This window comes from Streptomyces sp. NPDC006739, assembly GCF_042869815.1.
Classification (GTDB): domain Bacteria; phylum Actinomycetota; class Actinomycetes; order Streptomycetales; family Streptomycetaceae; genus Streptomyces.
Window position 1 is genome coordinate 51539 of sequence record NZ_JBIAGM010000018.1, and the last position, 11513, is coordinate 63051.

Here is an 11513-nt window from a genome sequence, read left to right on the forward strand (position 1 = left end):
CCCCTCAGCCCGCTCATGCCTGGTAGAGGTCCCGTCGCTCGCGGGTGAAGCGCCGCAGGGCCTCCGGGAGGGGTTCGACGCCGATTCCGGGGCCGGCCGGGACGGCCAGGTGGCCGTCGTCGAGGACGAAGGGCTCGGTGATGTCCTCGGCGAAGTAGCGGGCGGAGGCGGAGGTGTCGCCCGGCAGGGTGAAGCCGGGCAGGGCCGCCAGGGCCAGGTTCGCGGCGCGGCCGATCCCGGTCTCCAGCATGCCGCCGCACCACACCGGCACCCCGTGCGCGTGGGCCACGTCGTGCACCCGGCGGGCCTCCAGGTAGCCGCCGACCCGGGCGGGCTTGACGTTCACGACCCGGCAGGCGTCCAGGGCGATCGCGGAGGCGGTGTCGCGGGCGTTGTGCAGGGACTCGTCCAGGCAGACGGGGGTGGCGAGGCGCTGCTGGAGGCGGGCGTGGCCGTACAGGTTGTCCTCCTCCAGCGGCTCCTCGATCAGCAGCAGCCCGAACGCGTCGAGGCGGCGCAGGTGGTCGGCGTCCGCGAGGCGGTACGCCGTGTTCGCGTCGACCTGCAACGGCAGTGCCTCCCCGAACCGGTCGCGCACCGCCCGTACCGGCTCGATGTCCCAGCCGGGCTCGATCTTCAGCTTGATGCGGACGTAGCCCTCCGCGAGGTAGCGCTCGACGTCGTCGAGCAGTTCGGGCACCGAGTCCTTGATACCGACCGAGACCCCGGCCGGCACCCGGTCCCGTACGGCGCCGAGGTAGGTCGCCAACGGCATGCCGTACGCGCGCAGCTCCGCGTCCAGGACCGCCGTCTCCAGCGCCGCCTTCGCCAGCTCGTGGCCCTTGATCCCGGCCATGGCGGGGCCCAGCGCCGCCGCGGTGAGGTGCGGAAGCCCGCCGGCGCGCGGCAGCAGGAAGTCCCGCAGCACGATCTCCGCGCCGGCCACGAACTCCGAGCAGTACCGCGGCTGCGGGTCGGCGGCGAACTCCGACCAGCCCTCGGCCGCGTCCGTGACGACACGGAGGAGGAAGGTGTCCTTCGTCGTCATCGTGCCGAACGACGTACGGAACGGCGTGACCAGCGGGATCGCCACATGGACGACCTCCACGCGCTCCAGTTTCATGCCACGTCCTCCTTCGTCCGGGTGAGCGTGTACCAGCCGTCGCGGGACATCCCCGTCGCCCGGAAGCCCTGGGCGACGGCCTCCTGGAGCACCTCGCGCACGGCGTGCCGCCAGCGCAGGGCGAGCAGCGGGTCCGCGCCGCGCAGTTTGACGATGTCGTCGGGCACCCGGCACCACACGTGCCGGTCGGCGAGGTCGCGCCGGGCGAGGGTGCCGCCGTCCGGCGCGGTGTGACTGGCCGGCGCCGCCTCCCGGTCCCCGGGCTCGTACGGCCGTACCGGCGCCGTGAGGTCCCAGGTCACCGTGAGCCGGTCGCTCTCGTCGCCGCCGTTCACGCCGTCCCTCATACGGCCGTAGAAGTCGACGAGGTACTCCGTGCCGACGGCGCCCAGCTTGGCCAGGTTGAAGCGGGCGTTGCGGCCGATCAGCGGGTCGAAGGTCCAGCGCATGGTGCGGGCGCCGAGACCCACGGCCCAGGCCCGCTGCGCCTGCTTCACCGCGTGCCCGAGGCCCTGGTCGGCGGCGGCCACCAGGGAGTAGACCTCGTGGCCGGGGCAGAAGACGGCGACGCAGGCGCCGGCCAGCCGCTCCCCGTCGTAGGCGGCGTGCACGGCGCCGCCCGCGTGGACCAGGCTGTGCAGCACCTCGGCCGGGTAGGGCGGGGCGTCGGGGGGCGTGCGCCAGACGTCGCCGAAGAAGGCGGCCACGGCCGCGAGTCCGGCGACGTCGTGCACGGTTCGGATGGAGGCGGCTCCGGTCATGGATCGAGTGTCGGAGCACGAAGAGGTCCGCGTGTTGTCCGACCGGCCAAACCCCGCCTATGTTCGTTTCACGATCGGCCAAGCGGAGCCGGCCGCGCCCCTCAGCCCACCCACCAGCCCCACCCGCCGCGTCAGCCCTCGCATCGCCGCCGCGCATGAGCCATCGCACCGCCCTCGCGTCACCCTTCCCCTTACCGACCCTTACCGACCCTTACCGACGAGAACGGACGGATCCCATGGACGCCCGCACCCTCGGCGACCTCCTCGCCCTGGTCGGCGGCCCCGCGCCGCGCCTGCACACCGCCCCCGCCGACCGCGCCCGGCCCGTCACCGAGGTGCTCCTGCACGACGCCGGCGCCCCGCTCCCCCGGGCGCCGGGCGCGCTGCTGCTGGCGGTCGGGGTGCGGGCGGCGCAGGCCGGGCCGCTGGTGCGGGCGGCGGCGGAGGCCGGGATGACCGGGGTGGTCGTGCGGGGCGCGGACGGGCCGGCCGAGGAGGCGCGGGCGCACGGGGTGGCCCTCCTGTCGGTCGACGAGGACGCCGCCTGGCACCACGTGCACCTGCTGCTGGCCTCCGCCATCGAGGCCCGGCCCGCCCCCTCCGGCGGCGCGGTCGGTGACCTGTTCGCGCTGGCCGACGCGATCGCGGCGGCGGCCGGCGGGGCCACCGCCGTCGAGGACCCCCGGCAGCGGATCCTCGCCTACTCGACCGTGCCCGGCCAGCCGGTCGACGAGGACCGCCGCCAGGGCATCCTCGGCCTCCAGGTGCCGGACAGCGTGGACAACAGCGAGCAGGTCCGGGAGCTGTTCGCCGCCGACCGGCCGCTGCGGCTGCCCGCGCTGACCGGCTCGGGACTGCCCCGGCTGGCGATGCCGGTGCGGGCCGGCGGCGAGACGCTCGGCTCCATCTGGGTGATCGACGGCGGCACCCTCGCCCCCGACGCGGAGGACACCCTCGTGCGGGGGGCCTCCACGGCCGCGCTGCTCCTGCTGCGCGCCCGCGCCGCCCGGGAACTGGCCCGGCACCCGGACGGCGACCTGCTGCGCCGACTGCTGGACGGCACCGCCGACGCGCCGTCGGCCGCGCTCCGCCTGGGCCTGGCGGGCCCGGTCCGGGTGGCCGCCTTCGTGCTGGGCTCCCCCGCGAGCGTGCCCGACGCCGAGCGGACCGCCCTGCGCCTGCTGGACGTCGTACGGCTGCAGTGCGAGGCGCGCTACGGGCGGCACGCGTGCGTGCTGGTCGACCAGGTGGTGTACGCGCTGCTGCCGGCGCCCGCCGAACGGCATGTCCGGCTGGCCGAGGACATCGTGCGGCGGGCCGGGCAGGCGCTGCGGGTGCCGGTGCGGGCCGGGCTGGGCGAGGTGGTCGCGGACGTCGGTTCGGCGGCCTGCTCGCGGGCCGACGCCGACCTGGTGCTGCGGGTGCTGGACGACGCTCTGCCAGTGGCGACGGTGGACGGCGTGCGCCCGCGCGTGACCCTGCTGCGGCTGACCGAAGTGCTCGGCGAGCGACGGGAGTTGAGCGCCGGCGCGTGGCGGCGGGTGCTGGCGTACGACACCGGGCACGGCACCGAGTACGCCCGTACCCTGGTCAGCTGGTTCGACGCGGGCTGCGACATGGCGGGGGCGGCGCGGCTGCTCGCCGTCCACCCCAACACCTGCCGCTACCGGCTGAGGCAGGTGCGCGAGCAGCTCGGCGTCGACCTGGACGATCCGGACGAACGGCTGCTGCTGTGGCTGCAGTTGAGGACGCTGGCGGGGCTCAGGGGGGCGAGCGCCTGAGCCGTGCTCTCAGCGCAGGGCCTCGGCGACCTCGCGTGCCGCGTCGACGACCCGGGGTCCGACCCGCTCGGGCACGGAGTCCGCGAGCATCACCACGCCCACGCTTCCCTCGACGCCCGTCACCCCTATCAACGGCGCCGCCGCACCGCTCGCGCCCGCCTCCAGTTCCCCGTGGGTGAGGGTGTACCCGGGTTCGGCCGGCGGCGACTGCCGTGCCGCGAGGATCGCCTTGCCGGCGGCACCGCGGTCCAGGGGGTGGCGGAAACCGGCCCGGTAGGCCACGTGGTAGTCGGTCCAGGTCGGCTCGACCACGGCGACGGCCAGCGCCTCCGTGCCGTCCACCAGGGTCAGATGGGCCGTGGCTCCTATGTCCTCGGCCAGCGAGCGCAGCGCGGGCAGCGCGGCCTCCCGTACCAGGGGGTGCACCTGCCGTCCCAGCCGCAGCACGCCGAGCCCGACCCGGGCCCGCCCGCCGAGATCACGCCGTACGAGCGCGTGCTGTTCCAGGGTGGCGAGCAACCGGTACACCACGGTCCGGTTCACGCCCAGTTTGTTGGAAAGCTCGGTGACGGTCAGCCCGTGGTCCGTGTCGGCCAGCAGCTTGAGGACGCGCAGTCCCCGGTCGAGCGTCTGAGAGGTCTCCGCGGTCACGACGCCCACTCCTTAGGTGGTGAGGCCGGCGACCCCTTTTCGCGACGGATGCGTCACCGAGTCCCGTCGGCGACGCGCTTCAGAGGCCGCCGATCGGCAGGAGGGTCCGGCGGCTCCGGGCCCGGTCGCTTCACGGCTGCGCTCCGCGGCGGCGCTGCCACGGGGCGTGTGCGTAGCGGGACAGTAGCGAAGGGAGTTCGCTGAGCGGAAGTCTCCGTCCAGAATCCGGGCACCGGCCCGGGGAGGAGTGTTTGCTTTGGTCCCGGTACGTACGGCGCGCGGCACCCGGCGCGCACAACCTCTGCACACGCCCCCGCAACCGGACGGAGGCGCTCACCGGTCGCGAGAAAGCGCGGGCGCTCACCGGTCGCGGAGGGCGCGGGCTCACCCGTCGCCGAGGACGCGGGCTCACCCGTCGCCGAGGACGCGGGCTCACCCGTCGCCGAGGACGCGGGCTCACCCGTCGCCGAGGGCGCGGGCTCACCGCATCCGGGTAGCCCACTCCTGCACCTTGGCGATCCGCTGCCGCAGCTGCCCGGCCGTGGCCTCGGCGCTGGGCGGTCCGCCGCACACCCGCCGCAGCTCGGTGTGGATCACGCCGTGCGGCTTGCCGCTCTGGTGGACGTACGCGCCGACCATGGTGTTCAGCTGCTTGCGCAGCTCCATCATCTCCTTGTGCGAGACGACGGGCCGCCGCTCGGCGGGCAGCTCCAGCAGGTCGGCCTCGGTGTCGGGCTTCTTGCGGCTGTGCGCGATCTGCCGGGCCTGCCGCTTCTGCAGCAGCAGCTGCACCTGGTCGGGCTCCAGCAGCCCCGGAATCCCGAGGTAGTCCTGCTCCTCCTCGCTTCCCGGGTGGGCCTGCATGCCGAACTCGGCGCCGTCGTAGAGGACCCGGTCGAAGACGGCCTCGGACTCCAGGGCCTCGAAGGCGAACTGCTCCTGCTCGCCGGTGTCCTCGTCCTGCTCCTTGTTCGCCTCCTCCATCTCCTTCTCGGACTCGGCGTACGGGTCCTCCTCGCCCTCCTTCTTCGGCTTGTCGAGGGCGTGGTCGCGCTCGACCTCCATCTCGTTGGCGAAGGTGAGCAGGTCCGGGACGGTCGGCAGGAAGACCGAGGCGGTCTCGCCGCGCCGCCGGGACCGTACGAAACGGCCGACGGCCTGGGCGAAGAAGAGAGGGGTGGAGATGGTGGTGGCGTACACCCCGACGGCGAGCCGGGGCACGTCGACGCCCTCGGACACCATCCGCACCGCGACCATCCACCGGTCGTCGCTGTTGCTGAACTCGTCGATCCGGCTGGAGGCGCCGGCGTCGTCGGACAGGACCAGGGTGGCCTTGTGGCCGGTGATCTCCCGGATCAGCTTGGCGTAGGCGCGGGCCGAGTCCTGGTCGGAGGCGATGACGAGGGCACCGGCGTCCGGGATGCCCTTCCTGACCTCGGTCAGCCGCTGGTCGGCGGCGCGCAGCACGCTGGGCATCCACTCGCCGCGCGGGTCGAGCGCGGTACGCCAGGCCTGGCTGACCGCGTCCTTGGTCATGGGCTCGCCGAGCCGGGCGGCGATCTCGTCACCCGCCTTGGTGCGCCAGCGCATGTTGCCGCTGTAGGAGAGGAAGATGACGGGCCGGACGACGTGGTCGGCCAGCGCGTTGCCGTAGCCGTAGGTGTAGTCGGCGGCGGACCGCCGGATCCCGTCGTTGCCCTCCTCGTAGGTGACGAAGGGGATGGGATTGGTGTCGGACCGGAAGGGCGTACCGGTGAGCGCGAGCCGGCGGGTGGCGGGCTCGAACGCTTCCAGGCAGGCCTCGCCCCACGACTTGGAGTCACCGGCGTGGTGGATCTCGTCGAGGATCACCAGGGTCTTGCGCTGCTCGACCCGGTTGCGGTGCAGCATCGGCCGCACGCCGACACCGGCGTAGGTGACCGCGACCCCCTGGTAGTCCTTCCCGAGGGGTCCCGCGCTGTATTCGGGGTCGAGCTTGATCCCTATCCGCGCGGCGGCCTCCGCCCACTGCTTCTTCAGGTGCTCGGTCGGCGCCACGACGGTCACCTGCTGCACCACGTGATGGTGCAGCAGCCAGGACGCGAGCGTCAGCGCGAAGGTCGTCTTGCCGGCGCCGGGCGTGGCGACGGCGAGGAAGTCACGTGGCTGCTCCTGGACGTACTTCTCCATCGCCCCCTGCTGCCAGGCACGCAGTTTGCTGGCGGTACCCCAGGGGGCCCGGCCGGGGAAGGCGGGCGAGAGGTGATGGGAGTGAGTGGCGGCGGCGGTGGACGAGGCGGACATAGGGGTGGGCCCGGAGGGCTCTCCGTTGAGGGTGGGGGCGGATGACGGGCGGGAGGTAGTCACGGTCTCCGGGAAAGGGGTCGGTCTGCTCGGCTACGTATGACAACCGGGCCACCCTACCGGCGGCCCACGCCTGCCAAGGCGCGGACGGGGGCGGGTCGCCCGTGGGTGGGATTCACGTCACAACACGGGCGGTCGCCGGGTGGTCACTGTGCCGTTCGCTCAGCCGGGTCGTCACCCAGGCCCCGACGAGCGCGACCCCGGCCATGGGCAGGAAGACGGCGGCGAAGGCGGCGGGGTGGGCCGCGGAGGCGCCCGTCGCCGGCGCCGTACTCCCGCCGCTCCCGCCGCTCCCACCGCTCCCGCCGCCGAGGGCCGCGAAGGCCGCGCCCGTGGCCGCGAGGAGGACGACGTTGGAGAGGGCGTCGGAGATCTGCAGGGCGGCGGAGTTGGCGCCGGCGTCCCGCGGTGCGGAGAGCTTGAGCAGCAGCACGCCGGAGGAGGAGATGACCAGCCCCATCCCGAAGCAGCCGACGCCCCACGCCACCGCGACGATCCACACGGGCACGGCGTGCACGAGCACACTGGGCGCGACCACGATCGCGAGCGCGGCCAGCACCATCCCGAGGGTCATCAGCCGCTCCCGGTACGGCTCCACGCGCGCCCTCGACTGCAGCCAGGAGCCCAGCGCCCAGGTGCCGCCGCCCGCGGCCAGCGAGAACCCGGCCAGCGTCGGCGACAGCCCCCGCTGCGTCACCAGCATCAACGGCACGAAGGACTCGGCGGCGATGAAGGACCCGGCGGCGACCCCGCGCAGCAGCACGACGGAGGGCAGTCCGCGCACGGCCCGGTAGGTGCCGGGCGGAAGCAGTCCGCGCACGGCGGGCACCAGGAGCCCCGCTCCGGCGGCGGCGGGCAGGACGGCGGCCCAGCGCAGGTCCTGGGCGGCGTACTGCAGCAGCCCCGCCCCCAGCGAGACGGCGAACGCGAGCCGGATCCGCCGCCGGTCGAAGGACCCGGCACCGCCCGCCACGGGCCCGCCGGCCCGCCGCCGTATCTGCGGCAGCGCCAACGCCACCGGGAACACGACCAGTACCGGGATGCCGAGGAACACCCACCGCCACCCGAGCCGCTCGGTCACCACCCCGGCGGCCAGCGGCCCGACGATCGAGGGCACCACCCAGCCCGCCGCGAAGGCGGCCATGATGGCGGGCCGCAACCGCTCGGGATACGCCCTGCCGACGACCACGTAGAGGGCGACGATCACCAGCCCCCCGCCGAACCCCTGCACGGCCCGTCCGACGATGAACACCCACATCACCTGGGCGGTGCCGGCCACCACCAGCCCCGCAGCGAAGGCCCCGATCCCGGCGGCCAGGGCCCCGAGCGGCCCCCGCCGGTCCGACCACTGCCCGGCGAGCACCATCCCGAAGAGGCTGGTCGTGAAGTACCCCGAGAACGCGAACGCGTACAGCGACACCCCGTCCAGTTCCCGGGCCGCCACGGGCATCGCCGTCCCGACGGCCGTCGCCTCGAAGGCGATGAGCAGCACCACGAGACGATCCCGACACTGAGCGCCCGGTGCGCCCGCCCCAGCACCCCCTCACCGGTGTCGTGAGACCCAAGAACACTCATGCCCACCAGAGTAAGGTCCGCACCCCGCGTTGACCCCTGTCGCACCTCACCCCCGCTCCCTTTCATGAACGCGGTATGGCAGTCGCATTGCAGCCCCACCGCACCCCTTGAGCCGCCCCCGCACGGCCCCCTACGGTCATCCCATCAACACGGCCGTGTGCCCGAGTGGTTCAGGGGCTCGCCTGCAAAGCGAGTTACGTGGGTTCGATTCCCGCCACGGCCTCTGACTGCCTGACCTGGCAGAACAAGAGGGCGGCACCCAGGAAGGGGGCCGCCCTCATGGCCGTCCGTCTCAGTTCCCCCCTGTCCTGACTTGCTCGTGCCGACCCCTTTCAGGGCCAGTTCGAGCGTCCCCACAGGATGAGCGTCACCATGCCTGCTCCACCGGCCGCGATATTGACGGGTCCGCCCTCGTCCTCCGCCTGATACCCGTATTGGACCGCGATGACGCGCGGGTCCTGGTCACCGAAGAAGGCGAACATCGGGCCGCCGGAGTTGCCGGGAGTACAGTCGCCCTGATGCTCGATTTCGAGGCCTCCGTTGATGTCGTCATCAGCCTCGATGACCGGGATGCCGCCTTGGAAGCTGGCCCCCCTGAACCACATGTTGATGGGATAACCCATGTTGATCCACCACGGCTGACCGTTCCAGGCGGAGGTGTAGGTCTTGGCGCCGAAGTAGCCGAGCTGGGATCCGAGAGGTTCGTACAGCCGGCAGATCGCCCAGTCGTATCCCACCGTGTCCCCGTTCGGTCCGCTCGGATGATAACCCCGAACGTCCGACACGTAGGATTCGACGCCGGCACCGTGAAGAGACTGGCCGTTGTAGTACGCGGGCACGAAACGCATCCACCAATTGCCGGCAGCAGCATCTGCCCATGGCACCGCGTGACCAGCTGTGAGGACAAGGCGGTCGCCGATGAGAACTCCTGAACCGTGCTGTGCTTCACTGTTGATGATTTTCCCCACATTGCCCCAGGGGAAGCTGGTCTCGTTGAGCTCCGACCGGTCGTCAGGGTCAAAAACCCCTTCCAGGCCATGGACGCCGTCCAGCCGAACCCGACCGCCGTGCATTCGCCGGACAGGCTCCTGCCTGCGGCTGGGAAGGACGCGCGGCACGTAGAACAGGTCGTTCCATTCGGGACGCCAGGAGCCCACACCCATGTGGGGATCGATCTCCGACAGCAACTCCGCCGGCTCGCTACGGAGGGCCGTACTGCCCGGCAGGGCGACCTGGCCCTCGGGGCCGACCGGCACGTCGACGCGCCACAGCCTGTCCCCGTGCCCATCGACGCGGTGAACCGTCGGCTCGGGGCGGGCCCCATCAGCAAAGACGTGGATCCTCTGGCGGTTGGCGAGTTCGGCCATCTCCGGAGGTGGCTCGCCGGTCCCGAAAATGGGCCGCCGCTGGGCCAGTTCATATGGAGTCAGCGGCCGTTCGCTCTCTTCGGCGAGGTACCGAAGGTGCGTTTTCCGCTTCTTGGTCAGCATCGTATGCCTCCGAACGGAGACTGAAAGATGGTCAGGCGCGGCTGGTTCAAAGCCGACTAGCGCACGCTGCTGGGATTCAGTAAGGGCCAGACCGGTGCGCGCTCGCCCCAGTTCGTGGACGAGACTCATCGGGGGGCATCCCAGGCCTCTGTTCCAGGACACCATCGATACGCCGGATTCGCATCTGGGGATTTCCGCCAACTCGCTCTCTGGTGAGCTGATCAGTCGGGCGGAACGGTGGGTTTTGGCCGGGGCGCGCGGTGTGCTGGGCGGCGAGGAACCGGGCGACGCCAGCGCGAGCCGCATGCCCGCACGATCAGCACAGACGAACCTGCAAAGCGAGTCATATGACCGGCCAGGTCAGAGCACGCCGCCCGCCTCGTCCTGGAACAGTTCCGTCCAGTAGTGCCAGTCGGTGTCCGGCGTCGTGCCCGTGGGGTCGAGCGAGGACAGGACCTGGAGCATCGTCGCGGCCAGCTGGTCGTAGGCCTCCGTCGTCAGCTCGTGGGCCAGGTGGTGGTCGATCATGCGCTCGTGGTGCAGGAGCCAGAGGGTGAACGCGAGCGTGGAGACGTCGGTGTTCAGGGGGTACAGGGCCGCGTCCGGCTCGCTGAAGTTCAGGACCGCGCCCGTCGTGCCGTCGACCACCAGGCTGTTGTCCTCGACCAGGTGGCCGAGGCGTATCAGGTGGTCGGCGTGGGCCGGGAGGTCGTCGAGGGGGTAGTCGCCGGCGCGTTCGTCGGTGAAGTACTCGGTGAGGGTGGGCAGCGGGACGTCCGTGTCGGTGTGGAACAGCACCGCGTCCTCGGGCAGGCCCGTCTCGCGCAGGAAGCGGCGGGTCGGCTCGTGGGTGAGCGTGGCCGGGAAGTCCACCTCCTCGTAGCGGGCCATCCGGCCGGGTCCGAACTCCTGGTCCAGGAGGCGGCCGGGGACGTCCAGGGCGAGGCCGGAGACGGCGGTGCCGGGGCCGACGACCAGCGCGAGGGGGCGGATCAGCGCGGCCGCCTTCCAGTACGGCGGGACCTCGCCGTCCGTCCCCTCCTCGAACAGCGCGAGGAGCCTGCGGGACGCCTCGGTCGCCGTCTTGGTGCCGTACTGGCCTGCCAGACGGGTGAAACGGCCGCGCAGGCTCGTCAACTCCTCCGTGACCGCGGCGAAGCGCAGCAACGTGGAGAGGGAGGGCGCCAGGGGGCGCGGGGTCGTCGGGCCGAAGAGGTACGCCGTCGTGATCTCGCCCGTGCCGCCGTCGAGCAGGATCGACTCGCGCTCCGTCCCGGCCGGGCCGAGGAGTTCTCCTATCACCAGGCGGTCGCGCAGCTCCTCCGCGAGGCGGCCGGGGCCGTCCATGGCGTCCGCCAGGGTGCGCAGGCCGTCCGTGCGCAGCGGTGAGAAGGTCAACAGGCCGCTGTCCGGCGGCAGTCCGGGGCCGGTGAGCAGGCCGCGCGTCGGCGCGTGTGTGACATAGCGGTCCAGCTCTGCCTCGGTCAGCGTGATCGCCGCTGCACCGGCGTCGGTCGTGCTCATCGCTCCCCCGCGAATTTCGATGTCCGTACGTGCCCGGCGCCTCCTCCTGCACGAGTCCCCGGGCAGGGCACGTCACGCCGTCCGGCCTCCCCGTCGGAAGCGGCCGTCCCCCACTGCCCAGAACACTACGCCGCACCACTGACAACGCCCTGTCGGAAAGGACGTCAGGCGGCCCTGGCCCGTTGCTCCCGGGCGAGAATCACGTCCACATGCAGCGGACGGGTGCCGCGGAGGGATGCAGCGGACAGGCGTGGATCAGCTCGGC

General features: G+C 72.5%; 7 protein-coding genes, 1 tRNA gene and 1 pseudogene. 2 read left to right on the top strand and 7 right to left on the bottom strand.

All coding sequences use genetic code 11. From position 1 onward, the window contains the following. Nucleotides 1-13: 13 nt before the first annotated feature. Together menC and ACFYMM_RS30685 are read right to left on the bottom strand one after the other, a co-directional pair. Nucleotides 14-1123, bottom strand: coding sequence for an o-succinylbenzoate synthase (gene menC / locus ACFYMM_RS30680; protein ID WP_388392223.1), 1110 nt, complete (start codon nt 1121-1123; stop codon nt 14-16). Beyond that, complete coding sequence (locus ACFYMM_RS30685) at nt 1120-1884, bottom strand: chorismate synthase (protein ID WP_388392226.1); 765 nt, start codon at nt 1882-1884, stop codon at nt 1120-1122. The genes menC and ACFYMM_RS30685 overlap by 4 nt, the downstream gene beginning before the upstream one ends. Before the next feature lie 236 nt (nt 1885-2120). On the opposite strand from ACFYMM_RS30685, the gene ACFYMM_RS30690 reads away from it, so the two are divergent. Beyond that, nucleotides 2121-3665, top strand: a complete 1545-nt coding sequence (locus ACFYMM_RS30690; protein WP_388392229.1) for a PucR family transcriptional regulator — start codon at nt 2121-2123, stop codon at nt 3663-3665. A 9-nt stretch (nt 3666-3674) separates the two neighbouring features. Here ACFYMM_RS30690 and ACFYMM_RS30695 read toward each other — a convergent pair whose 3' ends face one another. The 3 genes and pseudogenes from ACFYMM_RS30695 to ACFYMM_RS30705 form a co-directional block, all read right to left on the bottom strand. Then, the gene (locus ACFYMM_RS30695; RefSeq protein WP_388392231.1) at nt 3675-4316 is read right to left on the bottom strand and encodes an IclR family transcriptional regulator; all 642 of its coding nucleotides are present in this window, start codon (nt 4314-4316) and stop codon (nt 3675-3677) included. A gap of 480 nt (nt 4317-4796) precedes the next feature. Next, nucleotides 4797-6599, bottom strand: a complete 1803-nt coding sequence (locus tag ACFYMM_RS30700; RefSeq protein WP_388392235.1) for a DEAD/DEAH box helicase — start codon at nt 6597-6599, stop codon at nt 4797-4799. A 175-nt stretch (nt 6600-6774) separates the two neighbouring features. Beyond that, a pseudogene (locus ACFYMM_RS30705) lies at nt 6775-8234 on the bottom strand (MFS transporter). 151 nt (nt 8235-8385) lie between these two features. Here ACFYMM_RS30705 and ACFYMM_RS30710 point away from each other — a divergent pair. Then, nucleotides 8386-8457: transfer RNA gene (locus ACFYMM_RS30710), tRNA-Cys, on the top strand. A 109-nt stretch (nt 8458-8566) separates the two neighbouring features. Here ACFYMM_RS30710 and ACFYMM_RS30715 read toward each other — a convergent pair. Then, nucleotides 8567-9724, bottom strand: coding sequence for a trypsin-like serine peptidase (locus ACFYMM_RS30715; RefSeq protein WP_388392238.1), 1158 nt, complete (start codon nt 9722-9724; stop codon nt 8567-8569). Nucleotides 9725-10084: 360 nt separating this feature from the next. Beyond that, nucleotides 10085-11248, bottom strand: a complete 1164-nt coding sequence (locus ACFYMM_RS30720) for an SUKH-4 family immunity protein (RefSeq protein ID WP_388392240.1) — start codon at nt 11246-11248, stop codon at nt 10085-10087. Nucleotides 11249-11513: the final 265 nt, after the last annotated feature.

What these genes read in the sequence shown, in the direction of transcription:
- ACFYMM_RS30700 (WP_388392235.1), bottom strand. Translation starts at nt 6,599, where the DNA reads ATGTCCGCCTCGTCCACCGCCGCCGCCACTCACTCCCATCACCTCTCG.
- menC (WP_388392223.1), bottom strand. Translation starts at nt 1,123, where the DNA reads ATGAAACTGGAGCGCGTGGAGGTCGTCCATGTGGCGATCCCGCTGGTC.
- ACFYMM_RS30720 (WP_388392240.1), bottom strand. Translation starts at nt 11,248, where the DNA reads ATGAGCACGACCGACGCCGGTGCAGCGGCGATCACGCTGACCGAGGCA.
- ACFYMM_RS30690 (WP_388392229.1), top strand. Translation starts at nt 2,121, where the DNA reads ATGGACGCCCGCACCCTCGGCGACCTCCTCGCCCTGGTCGGCGGCCCC.
- ACFYMM_RS30715 (WP_388392238.1), bottom strand. Translation starts at nt 9,724, where the DNA reads ATGCTGACCAAGAAGCGGAAAACGCACCTTCGGTACCTCGCCGAAGAG.
- ACFYMM_RS30685 (WP_388392226.1), bottom strand. Translation starts at nt 1,884, where the DNA reads ATGACCGGAGCCGCCTCCATCCGAACCGTGCACGACGTCGCCGGACTC.